General features: G+C 60.9%; 18 protein-coding genes. 9 read left to right on the top strand and 9 right to left on the bottom strand.

Features of this window, described 5'->3' with window-relative positions:
• Nucleotide 1: 1 nt before the first annotated feature.
• Entirely contained in the window at nucleotides 2-766 is a 765-nt protein-coding gene (locus ACKUG4_RS07575; protein ID WP_007957337.1) for an amino acid ABC transporter ATP-binding protein, read from the top strand.
• Between the two features lie 52 nt (nucleotides 767-818).
• On the opposite strand, the gene ACKUG4_RS07570 is transcribed toward ACKUG4_RS07575, so the two are convergent.
• Together ACKUG4_RS07570 and ACKUG4_RS07565 are read right to left on the bottom strand one after the other, a co-directional pair.
• Nucleotides 819-1,310 (bottom strand): type II TA system antitoxin MqsA family protein, encoded by a 492-nt coding sequence (locus tag ACKUG4_RS07570; RefSeq protein ID WP_064593552.1) that lies wholly within the window; start codon nucleotides 1,308-1,310, stop codon nucleotides 819-821.
• Nucleotides 1,307-1,618 carry a type II toxin-antitoxin system MqsR family toxin gene (locus ACKUG4_RS07565; RefSeq protein WP_074691191.1) on the bottom strand — a complete coding sequence of 104 codons (312 nt, stop codon included), beginning with the start codon at nucleotides 1,616-1,618 and terminating at the stop codon, nucleotides 1,307-1,309. Before ACKUG4_RS07565 ends, ACKUG4_RS07570 begins: the two co-directional genes overlap by 4 nt.
• Nucleotides 1,619-1,784: 166 nt before the next feature.
• Here ACKUG4_RS07565 and ACKUG4_RS07560 point away from each other — a divergent pair, with 166 nt between their 5' ends.
• From ACKUG4_RS07560 to ACKUG4_RS07540, 5 genes are all read left to right on the top strand, one after another.
• Nucleotides 1,785-2,444 (top strand): FadR/GntR family transcriptional regulator, encoded by a 660-nt coding sequence (locus ACKUG4_RS07560; RefSeq protein ID WP_236189745.1) that lies wholly within the window; start codon nucleotides 1,785-1,787, stop codon nucleotides 2,442-2,444.
• Complete coding sequence (locus tag ACKUG4_RS07555; protein ID WP_445433741.1) at nucleotides 2,434-3,738, top strand: CynX/NimT family MFS transporter; 1,305 nt, start codon at nucleotides 2,434-2,436, stop codon at nucleotides 3,736-3,738. The genes ACKUG4_RS07560 and ACKUG4_RS07555 overlap by 11 nt, the downstream gene beginning before the upstream one ends.
• A gap of 100 nt (nucleotides 3,739-3,838) precedes the next feature.
• Nucleotides 3,839-4,312, top strand: a complete 474-nt coding sequence (locus ACKUG4_RS07550) for a nuclear transport factor 2 family protein (RefSeq protein ID WP_064593559.1) — start codon at nucleotides 3,839-3,841, stop codon at nucleotides 4,310-4,312.
• A 39-nt stretch (nucleotides 4,313-4,351) separates the two neighbouring features.
• Complete coding sequence (locus tag ACKUG4_RS07545) at nucleotides 4,352-4,654, top strand: GIY-YIG nuclease family protein (protein WP_085611417.1); 303 nt, start codon at nucleotides 4,352-4,354, stop codon at nucleotides 4,652-4,654.
• 275 nt (nucleotides 4,655-4,929) lie between these two features.
• Nucleotides 4,930-5,865, top strand: coding sequence for a glutathione S-transferase family protein (locus tag ACKUG4_RS07540; protein WP_064593563.1), 936 nt, complete (start codon nucleotides 4,930-4,932; stop codon nucleotides 5,863-5,865).
• Between the two features lie 31 nt (nucleotides 5,866-5,896).
• On the opposite strand, the gene ACKUG4_RS07535 is transcribed toward ACKUG4_RS07540, so the two are convergent.
• Nucleotides 5,897-6,247 (bottom strand): glutaredoxin family protein, encoded by a 351-nt coding sequence (locus ACKUG4_RS07535; RefSeq protein WP_064593565.1) that lies wholly within the window; start codon nucleotides 6,245-6,247, stop codon nucleotides 5,897-5,899.
• A complete protein-coding gene (gene yejK, locus ACKUG4_RS07530; RefSeq protein ID WP_039769496.1) occupies nucleotides 6,247-7,251 on the bottom strand; it encodes a nucleoid-associated protein YejK in 1,005 nt (334 codons plus the stop codon). The genes ACKUG4_RS07535 and yejK overlap by 1 nt, the downstream gene beginning before the upstream one ends.
• A gap of 396 nt (nucleotides 7,252-7,647) precedes the next feature.
• On the opposite strand from yejK, the gene ACKUG4_RS07525 reads away from it, so the two are divergent.
• Nucleotides 7,648-7,929, top strand: a complete 282-nt coding sequence (locus tag ACKUG4_RS07525) for an HU family DNA-binding protein (protein ID WP_007957357.1) — start codon at nucleotides 7,648-7,650, stop codon at nucleotides 7,927-7,929.
• A 92-nt stretch (nucleotides 7,930-8,021) separates the two neighbouring features.
• Here the strand turns inward: ACKUG4_RS07525 and rlmF are convergent, their stop codons facing one another.
• The 5 genes from rlmF to ACKUG4_RS07500 form a co-directional block, all read right to left on the bottom strand.
• The gene (rlmF, locus tag ACKUG4_RS07520; RefSeq protein ID WP_236189742.1) at nucleotides 8,022-9,047 is read right to left on the bottom strand and encodes a 23S rRNA (adenine(1618)-N(6))-methyltransferase RlmF; all 1,026 of its coding nucleotides are present in this window, start codon (nucleotides 9,045-9,047) and stop codon (nucleotides 8,022-8,024) included.
• A gap of 132 nt (nucleotides 9,048-9,179) precedes the next feature.
• Nucleotides 9,180-12,026, bottom strand: coding sequence for a valine--tRNA ligase (locus ACKUG4_RS07515; RefSeq protein ID WP_445433740.1), 2,847 nt, complete (start codon nucleotides 12,024-12,026; stop codon nucleotides 9,180-9,182).
• A gap of 199 nt (nucleotides 12,027-12,225) precedes the next feature.
• Nucleotides 12,226-12,618 (bottom strand): hypothetical protein, encoded by a 393-nt coding sequence (locus ACKUG4_RS07510; RefSeq protein WP_064593575.1) that lies wholly within the window; start codon nucleotides 12,616-12,618, stop codon nucleotides 12,226-12,228.
• 8 nt (nucleotides 12,619-12,626) lie between these two features.
• Nucleotides 12,627-13,055, bottom strand: coding sequence for a DNA polymerase III subunit chi (locus tag ACKUG4_RS07505; RefSeq protein WP_064593578.1), 429 nt, complete (start codon nucleotides 13,053-13,055; stop codon nucleotides 12,627-12,629).
• Between the two features lie 60 nt (nucleotides 13,056-13,115).
• Nucleotides 13,116-14,606, bottom strand: a complete 1,491-nt coding sequence (locus ACKUG4_RS07500) for a leucyl aminopeptidase (RefSeq protein ID WP_047292705.1) — start codon at nucleotides 14,604-14,606, stop codon at nucleotides 13,116-13,118.
• Nucleotides 14,607-14,913: 307 nt separating this feature from the next.
• Here ACKUG4_RS07500 and lptF point away from each other — a divergent pair, with 307 nt between their 5' ends.
• Entirely contained in the window at nucleotides 14,914-16,035 is a 1,122-nt protein-coding gene (lptF, locus tag ACKUG4_RS07495) for an LPS export ABC transporter permease LptF (RefSeq protein ID WP_064593584.1), read from the top strand.
• Nucleotides 16,028-17,089, top strand: coding sequence for an LPS export ABC transporter permease LptG (gene lptG, locus ACKUG4_RS07490; RefSeq protein WP_085688950.1), 1,062 nt, complete (start codon nucleotides 16,028-16,030; stop codon nucleotides 17,087-17,089). The genes lptF and lptG overlap by 8 nt, the downstream gene beginning before the upstream one ends.
• Nucleotides 17,090-17,101 lie beyond the last annotated feature (12 nt).

The raw sequence follows: 17,101 nt of genomic DNA, 5'->3' as shown, positions 1-17,101 counted from the left end.
GATGAGCGAAGCAATCAAAAAGCCAGTGGGCCCTGAAGGCATCATTCAGATGCAGGGCGTGAACAAGTGGTACGGCCAGTTCCACGTGCTGAAAGACATCAACCTCAACGTGCGTCAGGGCGAGCGTATCGTGCTGTGCGGTCCGTCGGGCTCCGGCAAGTCCACCACCATCCGCTGCCTCAACCGTCTGGAAGAGCACCAGCAGGGCCGCATCGTGGTCGATGGCGTGGAGCTGACCAACGACCTCAAGCAGATCGAAGCGATCCGCCGTGAAGTCGGCATGGTGTTCCAGCACTTCAACCTGTTCCCGCACCTGACCATTTTGCAGAACTGCACTCTGGCGCCGATGTGGGTGCGCAAGATGCCCAAGCGCAAGGCCGAGGAAATCGCCATGCATTACCTGGAACGCGTACGCATTCCGGAGCAGGCGCACAAGTACCCGGGGCAACTGTCCGGCGGTCAGCAGCAGCGTGTGGCGATTGCCCGCGCGCTGTGCATGAAACCGAAAATCATGCTGTTCGACGAACCGACCTCGGCACTCGACCCGGAGATGGTGAAAGAAGTACTCGACACCATGATCGGCCTCGCCGAAGACGGTATGACCATGCTCTGCGTAACCCACGAAATGGGCTTCGCCCGCACCGTGGCCAACCGCGTGATCTTCATGGACAAGGGCGAAATCGTCGAGCAGGCGGCACCGAACGACTTCTTCGACAATCCACAGAATGACCGGACGAAGCTGTTCCTGAGTCAGATTCTGCATTGATATCTGATGAATAAAACCAACCCGGCCTTGTGCCGGGTTTGTTTTTTGGGAGTCAGGAAACGGTGAGAGCTTCTTGTTCTTTGTGCTCGGTGAACTTGAAGGCGTTCCTCAGATCCGCCCCTTCACCCAGGGCTTTCGCATCGGCGAGCAAGTGCGGATAGCGATCGAGCAGGCGCATCAGCAGCATCAACGCCTTCGGCGGAAGCACTTCGCCGCGCTCATAGCGGGAAAATGCGTTGTGTCCGCCACCAGAAAGCAGTTGCACCGTTTCTTTTTGCGTCAGGTGCAACTTGCGCCGGATGCGCTTCATCTCGTTACCGATCATTTGTCGGGCAGCAATCACCAGATCATCACCGGCTTGCGTGTAGCGTTCTGCACTATCGGTATCGGCGTCCCACTCGACCTCACCGCATTTGCGACATTCCCAGCCAGCAAGGTCATCGATACGACGTTCCATGCCTTTGACACTGATGGTTTCGCCGCGGCCCTCGAAATGTGTCATTCCCTCACGTGCACCGCAGCTGAAACATTGTCGGGTCTTCATTGGTTTTTCTCCTTGAAGGAGATTACCGGTGGGCCACCTTCGGGGCGGTATGTCACCTTGATGTAAATCTCCAGATCGTGTGAGTGCGTGTGATAAACGTCTTGCCAGACTCGATGATCGTCATAGGTGGTCATCGACTTGTACAACATCCTGTTCTGCAGTTCGAAAACGATTTCTTGCATCTCTATGATGCTGAAGCCGAGATCCAGTCCGGTTTTTTCTGCGCTCTTGGTGAATGCCTGTCTTCCCCGTCGCCTGACCTCAGCCTTGATCACCACCAAGTCGTAATGGGGTGTGTTCTTTTCCATAAGAAACCAAAACCCTGTCCCTGAAATTACCCTTAAAGGGTAATTTTGACTAATCGAAAATCCCGCTCCATTTGCCTCTCTCTGACCCTAGGTGGTTGCTGTCCTACACGGAGCTGACTAACATGTCAGAAAATTCATCCCATGATTGGATGAAAGGGCGAATCCTATGTCAGACATTTCTCCACTTATTAAGCGATCCCTGGTCGATCAGGCCTTGGATCAGTTGCGCCAACGCATCACCGACGGCACGTGGCAGGTCGGTCAGCGTTTGCCGACCGAGCCCGAGCTGTGTGCCGAGCTCGGCATCAGCCGCAACACCGTGCGCGAGGCGATGCGGGTGCTGGCATTTTCCGGGTTGATCGAAATCCGTCAGGGTGACGGCAGTTACCTGCGGGCGGTGGTCGATCCGATGGATACGCTCAAGGCGCTGTCCAGATGCTCGCTGGATCAGGCTCGGGAAACCCGGCACATCCTTGAAGTCGAGGCCATTGGCCTGGCGGCCATGCGCCGGACCGACGACGACCTTGTGGCTCTGCGCGAGGCACTGGGGCACGCCGGCAGTCACTACCATGGCGACCTCGACAGCTACATCGCCTGCGATCTGGTGTTCCACCGCCGTCTGGTGGACGCCGCGCACAACCCGACCCTCAGCGAGCTGTATCGCTATTTTTCCAGCATCGTCGGCGCGCAATTGCGCCAGACCCTGAACATCGTCCCCCGTCGACAGGAAGTCTTCGATTTGCATGTCGCCTTGCTGGAGGCCGTCGAGCAACGCGACCCGGAGCGAGCAAAAGCCCTGTCGAGGCAACTGATCAATGAACCTTGAAACCGAGAAAACCATGTCCCGCCCAGAAGTCTCCACAGCACCCGTTCGCAAGGCCGAGCTCGAAGAGTTGTTGATCGATGCCGAAGCCGATGACGAACAGGTGCAGCAAAGCCATCCGCCGGTACGGCGCCCGTGGCTGTTGCTGCTGGGGTTGATTCTGGTGGCGTTGAACCTGCGTCCGGCGCTGTCGAGCATGGCGCCGCTGCTCAGTGAGGTGTCGAAAAGCCTCGGTTTGTCCGCCGCTCAAGCGGGTTTGTTGACGACGTTGCCGGTGCTCTGCCTCGGTCTGTTCGCCCCGCTGGCCCCGATACTCGCGCGGCGTTTCGGTGCCGAGCGGGTGGTCTTGGGGATTCTTCTGACACTGGCCGGCGGCATTATCCTGCGCAGCAATTTCGGTGAGATCGGTCTGTTCGCCGGCAGCGTGCTGGGTGGCGCGAGCATCGGCATCATCGGCGTGTTGCTGCCGGGCATCGTCAAACGCGACTTCGCCAAACATGCCGGCACCATGACCGGTGTCTACACCATGGCCCTGTGCCTGGGTGCGGCGATGGCGGCGGGGTCTACCGTGCCACTGAGTGAGCACTTCAACCATAGCTGGGCCATGGGCCTGGGGTTCTGGGTGATTCCGGCGCTGGTTGCCGCGGTTTTCTGGCTGCCGCAAATCGGCCAGAAGCACGGTGCGCACAACGTTGCCTACCGGGTACGCGGTCTGCTGCGGGATCCGCTGGCCTGGCAGGTGACCTTGTACATGGGCCTGCAATCGTCGCTGGCCTACATCGTGTTCGGCTGGTTGCCGTCGATCCTTATCGGTCGCGGGCTGACGCCAACCCAGGCCGGTCTGGTGCTGTCCGGCTCGGTGATCATCCAGCTCGCCAGCTCCCTGGCGGCACCGTGGCTGGCCACCCGCGGCAAGGATCAGCGGCTGGCGATCGTGGTGGTAATGGCGCTGACCCTTGGCGGCCTGTTCGGTTGCCTGTACGCGCCGATCGAAGGCCTGTGGGGCTGGGCGATCCTGCTGGGCCTGGGGCAGGGCGGTACGTTCAGCCTGGCGCTGACCCTGATCGTGCTGCGCTCGCGGGATTCCCATGTCGCGGCCAACCTGTCGAGCATGTCCCAGGGCTTTGGCTACACCCTCGCGTCGATGGGGCCATTCGCGGTCGGCGTGGTGCACGACTGGACCGGCGGCTGGAACGCCGTGGGCTGGATCTTCGGCATCATCGGTGCCGGGGCGGTCCTCGCCGGCCTCGGTGCCGGTCGCGCGCTGTACGTGCAGGTGACAAGCGAAAAGGTCTGACGCGCACACATTGTCGGTATTCGGAATGCGAATGCCGATAGTGTTTCGGGCGTTTGCGGATTATCGTGCTGGCAATCTGTACATTTCCTGGAGATTGCCCATGAGTGAAGAAGCCCACAGCGCCCTGATCACCCGTTTCTACCAGGCTTTCCAGCGCCTCGACGCCGAGGCCATGGCCGCCTGCTACACCGACGACGTAGTGTTCAGCGATCCGGCCTTCGGCGAGCTGCGCGGGCGCGATGCCGGCGACATGTGGCGCATGCTCACCACCCGCGCCAAGGACTTCTCCCTGACCTTCGACAACGTCCGCGCCGACGAACGCAGCGGCGGCGCCCACTGGGTGGCGACCTACCTGTTCAGCCAGACCGGCAACGTTGTGATCAACGACATCCAGGCACGCTTCGTCTTCCGCGACGGCAAGATCTGCGAACACCACGACCACTTCGATCTGTGGCGCTGGTCGCGTCAGGCGCTGGGCTTCAAGGGCCTGCTGCTGGGCTGGACGCCACTGGTGCGCAACGCCGTCCGCGCCCAGGCGCTGAAAGGGCTGAAGGCATTTCAGGCGAGTCGCTGATAAGATCGCGGCCTATTTTCCTTACGCCTGAATTGCCCCGTGACCAGCCTCAGCGAAAATCCTCCCGATGCCGACGTTCCAGTGAGCAAGTCCTGGTTCGTCTACCTCGTACGCGCCGCCAACGGCTCGCTGTACTGCGGGATCAGCAATGATCCCGTGCGCCGTTTTGCCAAGCACCAGAGCGGCAAGGGCGCGCGGTTCTTTCTCTCAAGCCCGGCGATGGCGCTGGTCTACACCGAGCGTTGTCGCGACAAAAGTGATGCGTTGCGCCAGGAGCGATTGATCAAGAAGCTCAGGAAGAGTGCGAAGGAATGTCTGGTGGCGTCTTATCGGCCTGATTGATCAGGTGCAAACGGTAGAAATTACTGGATGTCGAAGCACTGCCTCGGGCACAGAACAGGCGAAAAAAAACCGCCTTTGCGGGGCGGTTTTTTTTGTAAACGCCGGTTTGCGGCCGGGTTTACTGCATCTCAATGGACACACTAGCGTGGACGAAGATTATTCGGCTTTGCGCCCATTATCAACCTGACTGATCAGTTCCCATCAGCCGGATCCGTAGGCTGCGAACGAATTGCACGCTAAGCTGCGGTCTCACTTTCTGTGCGGCGGAGCCGAGCATGTCCGAGTTGATTCTGCATCATTACCCGACCTCTCCATTCGCCGAAAAGGCCCGGTTGCTGTTGGGTTTCAAGGGCTTGTCCTGGCGCTCGGTGCACATCTCGCCGGTGATGCCGAAACCGGACCTGACTGCCCTGACCGGTGGCTACCGCAAGACCCCGGTGCTGCAGATCGGCGCCGATATCTACTGCGACACCGCGCTGATCGCCCGCCGCCTCGAGCAGGAAAAGGCCCAGCCTTCGTTCTTCCCGGAAGGCCAGGAGATGATCGCCGCCAGTTTCGCCGCCTGGGCCGATTCGGTGGTGTTCCAGCATGCGGTGAGCCTGGTGTTCCAGCCGGAATCGGTAGCGGTGCGTTTCGGCAAGTTGCCGCCGGAAGCGATCAAGGCCTTCCTCGCCGATCGGGCCGGACTGTTCAGCGGTGGCAGCGCGACCAGGCTGTCGGCCGAGCAGGCCAAACACAACTGGCCGACTGTCATGGCACGTCTGGAGCAACAGTTGCAGCGTGAAGACGGTGACTTCCTGTTCGGTGAGCCTTCGATTGCCGACTTCGCCATGGCCCATCCACTGTGGTTTCTCAAGGCCACGCACGTGACGGCGCCGTTGGTGGATGCTTATCCGGCAGTGTCGGCGTGGCTGGGTCGGGTGCTCGGTTTTGGCCATGGCGCGGCCAGCGAGATGAGTTCGGAGGAAGCACTGGAGATCGCGCGCAGCTCTAAGCCCGTAGCGTTGCCGGATGAGGTGTTCACTGATCCGAACGGGTTCGTGGCAGGTCAACAGGTGCTGATCGCAGCGACAGACTACGGTGTTGATCCGGTGGCCGGTGAGCTGGTGTTTGCCGGTCGCGAGGAGCTGATCCTGCGCCGTGAAGACGAACGCGGCGGAGTGGTGCATGTGCACTTCCCGCGTTTCGGTTTCCGGATCGAGAAACGCTGAAACAACTGAGGGAGCCGATTGGCTCCCTCGTTCATTTCAGTGCAGCGAGAATCTCGTCGGGATCAAACCCGCGGATCAACGTGCCATTGACGTCGATCAGCGGAATCCCGCGTCCGCCCAGCGCTTCATACGCCTTGCGTGCTTCGGCATCCTTCTCGATATCGAATTCCTTGAACGCAATGCCTTTCTGATCGAGAAAGCGCTTGGTCTGCTTGCAGTAGCCGCACCAGTCTGTGGCGTACAGCACAACCCTGGCGTTGGCGCGAACCTGCTCGGACGCCATCTGCGACGGGTTGAACACCCGCTCGATCTTGCCCCAGTTCTGATAGACCACGACCACCAGCAGAACCAGCAGAACCTTTTTCAGCACATTGCCGAGCATCAGTTGCGGCGCTTCAGTTGATCGGTCAGCGAGGTCGGCAGGCCTTTGATGACCAGGGTCCCGGCTTCTTCGTCGTACTCGATTTTCGAGCCCAGCAGGTGCGCTTCGAAGCTGATCGACAGGCCTTCGGCGCGACCGGTGAAGCGACGGAACTGATTGAGCGTGCGCTTATCCGCCGGGATCTCCGGCGACAGGCCGTAATCCTTGTTGCGGATGTGATCGTAGAAGGCCTTCGGGCGTTCTTCGTCGATCAGCTCAGACAGTTCTTCCAGCCCCATGGGTTCGCCGAGCTTGGCCTGGCTGCTGGCATAGTCGACCAGGGTCTTGGTCTTCTCGCGGGCGGAATCTTCCGGCAGGTCTTCGCTCTCGACGAAGTCGCTGAAGGCCTTGAGCAGGGTGCGGGTCTCGCCCGGGCCGTCGACCCCTTCCTGGCAGCCGATGAAGTCGCGGAAGTACTCCGAAACCTTCTTGCCGTTCTTGCCCTTGATGAACGAGATGTATTGCTTGGACTGCTTGTTGTTCTGCCACTCGGAAACGTTGATCCGCGCCGCCAGGTGCAGTTGACCGAGATCGAGGTGGCGCGAAGGCGTCACATCCAGTTCATCGGTCACCGCCACGCCTTCGCTGTGGTGCAGCAGGGCGATGGCCAGGTAATCGGTCATGCCTTGCTGATAGTGGGCGAACAACACGTGGCCGCCGACCGACAGGTTCGATTCTTCCATCAGCTTTTGCAGGTGCTCGACCGCGACCTTGCTGAACGCGGTGAAGTCCTTGCCGCCTTCCATGTATTCCTTCAGCCAGCCGCTGAACGGGAATGCACCGGACTCCGGATGGAACAGCCCCCAGGCTTTGCCCTGTTTGGCGTTATAGCTCTCGTTGAGATCGGCGAGCATGTTCTCGATGGCTGCGGACTCAGCCAGTTCGGAGTCACGGGCGTGCAGGACTGCGGGTGTGCCGTCGGGTTTTTTGTCGATCAAATGGACGATGCAATGACGGATCGGCATAGGCTTCTCGGCTGGTGGAAGGGAGGAGGGCGGGCTCCCCCGAAAAAGCGCCCAGTGTACCGCAACCACTGGATTTGGCGCGGGGTGAAGGGCAAATCCGGGTCACCCGGCGGTCCTTATGCATTTATTTACCGATTTAGCGCAATAAACCTGACCATTTGGCTAGCTAGAGGCGGATATTTCCTTGTCTCTGTGCTAGTTTTGCCCGGTCTTGTGCGAAGTCACCGCGACAAGCATGCATTCAGCTTTTGTCAGGTCGAACCAAACCTTGATTTCGGCATCTATAACCCCGACTCGTCGTGGTTATCGCCGAGGGTGCCAGATCCAGAAGATCGGGCTCGATGGCTGACACTGCACTCTGCAATCCATATGAATTTGATAGGGAAGGAACACTACATGGCTCTTACTAAAGACCAACTGATCGCCGACATCGCTGAAGCTATCGACGCGCCGAAAACCACCGCGCGTGCCGCTCTGGACCAACTGGGCCAAATCGTTGCCGATCAGCTGGAAAACGGTGCCGAAATCACTTTGCCAGGTATCGGCAAGCTGAAAGTGACCGAGCGTCCTGCCCGCACTGGCCGTAACCCATCGACTGGCGCTGCCATCGAAATCCCTGCCAAGAAAGTGATCAAGCTGGTTGTGGCCAAAGGCCTGACCGACGCTGTAAACAAGTAAGACGCAGCGATAAAAAAACCGTGCACCGGAGCGATCCGGGCACGGTTTTTTTATGTCTGCGATTCAGTGACTGCTGAATCGCGCGGACGAATTCAGCTCTTGCGCACCCAGCGTTCGCGCCGCCAGATCTGCTGCTCGGACTTGGTCTGGAAGGTCCAGGCGACGAAGCGGCTCTGCTTCTGGCCCTGGGACATCTCCACCACCTGGCTTTCCAGCGCGCCGGCCTTCTTCAGTGCGGTTTCGATGGCAGGCAGGTTCGAGGCTTTCGAGACCAGGGTGCTGAACCACAACACCTTGTGCGCAAAGTTCGCGCTTTCGGCGATCAGTTGCGTCACGAAACGCGCTTCGCCGCCTTCACACCACAGTTCGGCCGACTGCCCGCCAAAGTTCAGTACCGGCAGTTTGCGTTTCGGGTCGGCCTTGCCCAGGGCTCGCCATTTACGCTCGCTGCCCTTGGTGGCCTCTTCCATCGAGGCGTGGAACGGCGGGTTGCACATGGTCAGGTCAAAGCGCTCGCCTGGCTCCAGCAGGCCGATCAAGATGTGCTTGCGGTTCTCCTGCTGGCGCAGCTGGATGACCTTGTTCAGGTCGTTGGACTGGACGATAGCCTTGGCGGCGGCCACGGCGGTCGGATCGATCTCCGAGCCGAGGAAGTGCCAGCGATATTCGCTGTTACCGATCAGCGGATACACGCAGTTGGCGCCCATGCCGATATCCAGCACATTGACGATGGCGCCGCGCGGAACCACGCCGTCGTTGTTGCTGGCCAGCAGGTCAGCCAGGAAGTGGATGTAGTCGGCACGGCCCGGCACCGGTGGGCACAGATAATCGGCCGGGATGTCCCAATGCTGGATGCCGTAGAACGACTTGAGCAGCGCCCGGTTGAACACACGCACTGCATCGGGACTGGCGAAGTCGATGCTTTCCTTGCCGTACGGGTTGGTGATCACGAACTTTGCCAGTTCCGGCGTGGTCTTGATCAACGCCGGGAAGTCGTAACGACCCTGATGGCGATTGCGCGGATGCAGGCTGGCCTCTTTACGCGGCGCCACGGGCTTGGCCGGGGTGGCGGAGTCAGGCTTCTTGCGCGCAGGTTTCGGTGTACGTGGGGCGTTCATGGGCGTGGTCGATTCGGGTAGGGCTGAAAGTGGCGGCCATTGTCCCACAGGGAGCCATGTTGTTGGCCGGAAAAGTGCCGGGCACAAAAAAGGGAGGCCGGTGCGGGCCTCCCTTTTCAGTGCGATACGCCGTTACAGGCTGGCAATCCGCGCGTGCTGCTCGGCCAGTTTGCCCAAGGCCTGTTCAGCCTCGGCCAGTTTGGCGCGCTCCTTCTCGATGACTTCGGCCGGGGCCTTGTCAACGAAACCGGCGTTGGACAGCTTGCCGCCAACCCGCTGGACTTCGCCCTGTAGACGCAGGATTTCCTTGTCCAGACGCGCCAGCTCGGCGTTCTTGTCGATCAGACCGGCCATCGGCACCAGCACTTCCATCTCGCCGACCAGCGCGGTGGCGGACAACGGCGCTTCTTCGCCGGCGGCCAGTACGGTGATCGATTCCAGACGCGCCAGCTTCTTCAGCAGCGCTTCGTTCTCGGTCAGGCGGCGCTGGTCTTCAGCGGTGACGTTTTTCAGGTAGATCGGCAGTGGCTTGCCCGGGCCGATGTTCATTTCGCCACGGATGTTACGCGTGCCGAGCATCAGGCCCTTGAGCCATTCGATGTCGTCTTCGGCCGCCGGATCGATGCGCTCTTCGTTGGCCACCGGCCAAGGTTGCAGCATGATCGTCTTGCCCTGAATGCCGGCCAGCGGCGCGATGCGCTGCCAGATTTCTTCAGTGATGAACGGCATGAACGGATGCGCCAGACGCAGCGCCACTTCCAGTACCCGAACAAGCGTGCGGCGGGTACCGCGCTGACGCTCGACCGGCGCGTTTTCGTCCCACAGCACTGGCTTGGACAGTTCCAGGTACCAGTCGCAGTACTGGTTCCAGATGAACTCGTACAACGCTTGCGCCGCCAGGTCGAAACGGAACTGATCCAGTTGACGGGTCACTTCGGCTTCGGTGCGTTGCAGTTGCGAGATGATCCAGCGATCCGCCAGCGACAGCTCGTAGGCTTCGCCGTTCTGGCCGCAGTCTTCGCCCTTGTCCAGAACATAACGCGCGGCGTTCCAGATCTTGTTGCAGAAGTTGCGATAGCCTTCGACGCGGCCCATGTCGAACTTGATGTCGCGACCGGTGGACGCCAGCGAGCAGAAGGTGAAGCGCAGTGCGTCGGTGCCGTAGCTGGCGATGCCGTCGGCGAACTCGTCGCGGGTCTGCTTCTCGATCTTCTTCGCCAGTTTCGGCTGCATCAGACCGGAAGTGCGTTTCTGCACCAGGGTTTCGAGCTCGATACCGTCGATGATGTCCAGCGGGTCCAGGACGTTGCCCTTGGACTTGGACATCTTCTGACCCTGGCCATCACGCACCAGACCGTGCACGTAAACGGTCTTGAACGGAACCTGCGGCGTACCGTCCTCGTTCTTGATCAGGTGCATCGTCAGCATGATCATCCGGGCAACCCAGAAGAAAATGATGTCGAAACCGGTGACCAGCACGTCGGTGGAGTGGAATTTCTTCAGGAACTCGGTCTTTTCCGGCCAGCCCAGGGTGGAGAAGGTCCACAGGCCCGAACTGAACCAGGTGTCGAGAACGTCGTTGTCCTGTTGCAGCGCAACGTCCGGGCCGAGGTTGTGCTTGGCACGTACTTCGGCTTCGTCGCGACCGACGTAAACCTTGCCCGACTCGTCGTACCAGGCCGGAATCCGGTGGCCCCACCACAGCTGACGGCTGATGCACCAGTCCTGGATGTCGCGCATCCACGAGAAGTACATGTTTTCGTACTGCTTCGGCACGAACTGGATGCGACCATCTTCAACGGCAGCAATCGCAGGCTCGGCCAGCGGCTTGGTGGACACGTACCACTGGTCGGTCAGCCACGGCTCGATGACGGTGCCGGAGCGGTCGCCTTTCGGCACTTTCAGGTTGTGGTCGTCGACGCTGACCAGCAGGCCGGCGGCGTCGAACGCGGCAACGATCTGCTTGCGCGCTTCGAAACGCTCGAGACCGGCGTACTCGGCCGGAATCTTGCCGTCGATGCTGTCGTTCAGCGTGCCGTCGAGGTTGAACACCTGCGCTGCCGGCAGCACGTTGGCGTTCTTGTCGAAGATGTTCAGCAGCGGCAGGTTGTGGCGCTTGCCGACTTCGTAGTCGTTGAAATCGTGGGCCGGGGTGATTTTCACGCAGCCGGTGCCGAATTCAGGATCGCAGTAATCGTCGGCGATGATCGGAATGCGGCGGCCGACCAGCGGCAGCTCGACAAATTTGCCGATCAGGGCTTTGTAGCGCTCGTCGTTCGGGTTCACCGCGACGGCGGAGTCGCCGAGCATGGTTTCCGGACGGGTGGTCGCGACGATCAGGAAATCGTTGCCTTCAGCGGTTTTCGCGCCGTCGGCCAGCGGGTATTTCAGATTCCACAGGAAACCTTTCTCGTCGTGGTTTTCCACTTCGAGGTCGGAAATCGCCGTGTGCAGTTTGGTGTCCCAGTTGACCAGACGCTTGCCGCGATAGATCAGACCGTCTTCGTGCAGGCGCACGAAGGCTTCCTTAACGGCTTCCGAGAGGCCGTCGTCCATGGTGAAGCGCTCGCGGCTCCAGTCCACGGAAGAGCCGAGACGGCGGATCTGACGGCTGATGTTGCCGCCGGACTGATCCTTCCACTCCCAGACTTTCTCGAGGAATTTTTCGCGGCCCAGATCGTGGCGATTCTGGCCCTGGGCTTCGAGTTGGCGCTCCACCAGCATCTGCGTGGCGATACCGGCGTGGTCGGTGCCCGGCTGCCACAGGGTGTTGCGACCCTGCATGCGGCGGAAACGGATCAGGGCGTCCATGATCGCGTTGTTGAAACCGTGACCCATGTGCAGGCTGCCGGTGACGTTCGGCGGCGGGATCATGATGGTGTAGGAGTCGCCCGCGCCTTGCGGGGCGAAGTAGTTCTCGGACTCCCAGGTGTTGTACCAGGAAGTTTCAATGGCGTGCGGCTGGTAGGTCTTATCCATGCGCGGCGGGACCCTATTGGCATTTATTCAGGAAAAGCCGGGAAGTATAGCGGGGCAAGGGGCGCAGGGCGAGCGGGGCGGGCCGGGTGGAGGCTTAAATGTGGGAGCTGGCTTGCCAGCGATGCAGGCGCCGCGGTTTTTCAGGAAAAGCGCGGTGATGCTATCGCTGGCAGGGCGGCTCCCACAGGAGATCAGGGAATTATTCGTACTGGCCGAGAAGCCGTTCCATCCGCGCCTCGAGGCGACGTTTGATTTCGGTTTCGATGTGCGGCGCGAAATCGTCGATCACGTCCTGCATGATCAATTGCGCAGCAGCGCGCAGTTCGCTGTCCAGGTGCAGGATAGCGTCGGGACCTTTATCCACAGGTGCAGCGGCAGGTTGCGGGGGTGGCGTCGGCGCGGGTGCAGCTTCGACGGCGTGCGGCGTGTTGTCGACCGAATCGAACAACATCGGAATCTGTTCCTGTTCGCCATCATCGACCGTGTCGGTCAAGAGCGGCGGTTGCAGGTTGTCATCGCCGAGCAACTGGCGGATGGACTCAAGGTCATCCAGCAGATGCGCGGGTTTTTGCAGCGGTTTTGGAGTGTCCATCGGCGTACTCAGAGTCGCTGTAAACGGTGGTCTTGCAGAGGATAGCCCTGTTCGCGGTAGAAACGGAAACTCTCCCGCGCCGCAGTGCGAATCGCCGGATCTTCCACCACAACCTCCGCCACCCGGGCGAATTTGTTGGCGAAAACCGGGACTTTCAGGTCGAGGTTGACCAGCAAGTCTGCGTGCTGGCCGCAGTCATCGCCCAGTCCCAACACGATCAGTCCTTCCGGTTCGCTCTCAGCCGGGCCGTGAGGCACGAAGGTTTCGCCCTTGAACGCCCACAGTCGCGCATCGAGATCATCACGCTGGGCGGCATCGCTGCAATGCAGGTAGATGCGATGGCCCATGCGCCAAGCCTTGTCAGTGAGCTTGCAGGCAAAATCCAGACGCGCCGAAGGATCGGCACTGGGCAGGATATAAAAGTCGACTTTGGTCATTGCGGTTCCTGAGCCTTGAACGGCGCCGCCCGAAGGCAGCGCCGCCCAGGTTCATCGGTTTCAGGCTTTGGCGCGATCCAGCAGGTATTGAGTCAGCAACGGAACCGGACGGCCAGTGGCGCCCTTGTCCTTGCCGCCGCTGGTCCAGGCGGTGCCGGCGATGTCCAGGTGCGCCCAGTTCAGGTTTTTGGTGAAGCGCGACAGGAAGCAGGCGGCGGTGATGGTGCCGGCCTTCGGTCCGCCGATGTTGGCAATGTCGGCGAACGGGCTGTCCAGTTGCTCCTGGTATTCATCGAACAGCGGCAGTTGCCAGGCGCGGTCGTCGGCAGCCTTGCCGGCGCTCAGCAGTTGCTCGATCAGCTCGTCGTTGTTGCCCAGCAGGCCCGACGTGTGGGCGCCCAGCGCAACGACGCAGGCACCGGTCAGGGTGGCGATGTCGATCACCGCCTGCGGCTTGAAGCGCTCGGAGTAGGTCAGGGCGTCGCACAGCACCAGACGGCCTTCGGCGTCGGTGTTGAGGATTTCCACGGTCTGGCCGCTCATGGTGGTGACGATGTCGCCCGGACGCGAAGCAGTGCCGCTCGGCATGTTCTCGGCGCAAGCCAGGATGCACACCAGGTTGATCGGCAGTTTCAGTTCCAGCACGGCGCGCAGGGTACCGAACACGCTGGCGGCGCCACCCATGTCGTACTTCATCTCGTCCATGCCGGCGCCCGGCTTCAGGCTGATGCCGCCGGTGTCGAAGGTGATGCCTTTACCGACCAGCGCGTACGGCTTCTCGGATTTCTTGCCGCCGTTGTATTGCATGACGATCAGGCGCGGCGGCTGGGCGCTGCCCTGGCCGACGGCGTAGAACGAACCCATGCCCAGCGACTTGATCTTCTTCTCGTCGAGGACTTCGACTTTCAGATCCTTGAACTCTTTACCGAGGTTCTTGGCTTGCTCGCCGAGGAAGGTCGGGTGGCAGATGTTCGGCGGCAGGTTGCCCAGGTTACGGGTGAATGCCATGCCGTTGGCGATCGCGGTAGCGTGGTTCACGGCGCGTTGCACTTCGGCCTGAGCGGCCTTGATGGTCAGCAGGGTGATTTTCTTCAGGGCGCGCGGTTCGGCTTTCTGGCTCTTGAACTGGTCGAAGGTGTATTCGCCATCGACCAGGGTTTCGGCCAGCAGACGGGTCTTGCCGTAGCTGTCGCGGTTTTTGACGATGATTTCATCGAGTGCCAGCACGGCGTCGCTGCCACCCAGGCCTTTAAGCGTGTTGAGGATGCCGGCGACGATCTTGCGGAACGGACGGTCGCCCAGTTCTTCATCCTTGCCCACGCCGACCAGCAGCACGCGTTCGGCTTTCAGGTTCGGCAGGCTGTGCAGCAACAGGCTCTGGCCGACCTTGCCGGCCAGGTCGCCACGCTTGAGCACGGCGCTGATGGCGCCGCCGCTCAGTTCGTCGACCTGCCTGGCGGCAACACCGAGTTTGCGGCCTTCGCCGACGGCAACCACCAGGGTGGCGGTTTTCAACGTTTCTGGGCTAACGCTTTTTACAACCAGTTCCATGTCCGGATCCCTGAATGAATGGTCAACACGCAGGCGTTCGACGTGTCCGCCGTCGCCTGCTTATAGAGAGAAGAGGCGCAGGCCAGTGCCTGCGACAGAGGCGGCAGTTTGAACCTCGCTCACCGCGCCTGACAACCCTCGGTTGTACGATCTTCAACGGATTGCATGCTTGCGTGAGTGTGCGCAGTGACAGGCGCCCTCAATCACAGGATAATGCCGCATCTTTTTTCGACGGCTCTGCCTTGCGGGCCCGTCGATACGTTTGCTTGTTTGGCCGCCTTAGCCTGACAACCCTGGAGTGTCTGGTTTGATCGTCTTCCGTTATCTGTCCCGCGAAGTCCTGTTGACCCTGAGTGCGGTAAGCGCCGTGCTGCTGGTCATCATCATGAGCGGTCGCTTCATCAAATACCTTGCCCAGGCCGCTGCGGGCCAGCTCGATCCGGGATCACTGTTCCTGATCATGGGCTTCCGTCTGCCGGGCTTCCTGCAACTGATCCTGCCACTGGGCCTGTTTCTCGGGATCCTGCTGGCGTACGGCCGGTTGTACCTGGAAAGCGAGATGACCGTGCTCTCGGCCACCGGCATGAGCCAGCAGCGTCTGTTTCGCATGACCCTGTTCCCGGCCACTCTGGTGGCACTGGTGGTTGCCTGGCTGAGCCTGAGCCTGGCCCCGCAAGGCGCCAACCAGTTCCAGCTGCTGCTGAACAAGCAGGACGCCCTGACTGAGTTCGACACCCTCGAACCCGGCCGCTTCCAGGCCCTGCGCGACGGTACGCGGGTGACCTACACCGAAACCCTGAGCGACGATCGGGTCAACCTTGGCAGCGTGTTCATTTCGCAGAAGAACCTCGGCGCCAACCAGAAAGATCGCGGGATTTCCGTGCTGGTGGCGGAGAAAGGTCGTCAGGAAGTGCGTCCCGACGGCAACCGTTACCTGATCCTCGACAACGGTTACCGCTACGACGGCAGCCCGGGTCAGGCCAACTACCGCGCCATCCACTACGAAACCTACGGCGTGCTGTTGCCCAAGCCGGATGTCAGCGAGGAAGTCACCGACCGTGACGCCATGCCGACCTCGTCCCTGCTGGGCAGCGACGACATTCGCTCGAAAACCGAACTGCAATGGCGTCTGTCGCTGCCGCTGCTGGTGTTCATCGTGACCCTGATGGCGGTGCCGCTGTCGCGGGTCAACCCGCGTCAGGGGCGTTTCCTCAAGCTGCTGCCGGCGATTCTTCTTTATATGGCTTACCTGACCATCCTGATTGCCGCCCGCGGCGCCCTCGAGAAAGGCAAGATTCCACCGGCGCTCGGCTTGTGGTGGGTGCACGCGATCTTCCTGGTCATCGGTCTCGGCCTGCTGTACTGGGAGCCTCTGCGCTTGAAACTGGCCAGCCGTCGCAGCGCAGCGCTGGAGGTGGCCCGTGGTTAAACTCGACCGCTATATCGGCAGCAGCGTGTTCATCGCGATCATCGCAGTGCTGGCGATCATTCTCGGCCTGGCCACCTTGTTTGCGTTCATCGACGAGATGGGCGATGTCAGTGACACCTACACCCTGGTCGATGTCCTGAGCTTTGTGCTCCTGACCGCGCCGCGTCGGCTCTACGACATGCTGCCGATGGCGGCGCTGATCGGCTGCCTGATCGGCCTCGGCAGTCTGGCGAGCAGCAGTGAGCTGACCGTGATGCGCGCCGCCGGTGTGTCCATCGGGCGCATCGTCTGGGCGGTGATGAAGCCAATGCTGGTGCTGATGCTGGCCGGCGTGCTGATCGGCGAGTACGTGGCACCGGCCACCGAAAGCATGGCTCAGGCCAACCGCTCGCTGGCGCAAGGCAGCGGCGACGCGCAGAGCGCCAAGCATGGCATGTGGCACCGTCAGGGCGAGGAGTTCATTCACATCAACTCCGTGCAACCCAACGGTCGTCTGTACGGCGTGACCCGCTATCACTTCGACAAGGAGCGCCATCTGCTGAGCTCGAGCTTCGCCAAGCGCGCCGAGTTCGACACCGATCACTGGCAGCTCACCGACGTGACCACCACCAAATTCCACGAGCGCAGCACCGAAGTGGTCAATACGCCGGTCGAGCGCTGGGATGTCTCCCTGAGCCCGCAACTGCTGAGCACCGTGGTGATGGCGCCGGAGTCGCTGTCGATCACCGGCCTGTGGGGTTACATTCACTATCTGGCCGATCAGGGCCTGAGCAACGGTCGTTACTGGCTGGCATTTTGGGTCAAGGTGTTGCAGCCGCTGGTGACCGCTGCGCTGGTGCTGATGGCGATCTCCTTCATCTTCGGTCCGCTGCGTTCGGTGACCCTCGGTCAGCGGGTGTTCACCGGCGTGCTGGTGGGTTTCACCTTCCGCATCGTTCAGGATCTGCTGGGCCCATCCAGTTTGGTGTTCGGCTTCTCGCCGCTGTTCGCGGTGCTGGTGCCGGCTGGCGTGTGTGCGCTGGCAGGTGTCTGGCTGTTGCGCCGAGCCGGTTGATGAACAAGGTTT

The sequence above is a fragment of the Candidatus Pseudomonas auctus genome (assembly GCF_048654275.1).
GTDB classification, from domain to species: Bacteria; Pseudomonadota; Gammaproteobacteria; order Pseudomonadales; family Pseudomonadaceae; genus Aquipseudomonas; species Aquipseudomonas pharyngis.
This window is presented reverse-complemented; position numbering and strand designations above follow the sequence as displayed.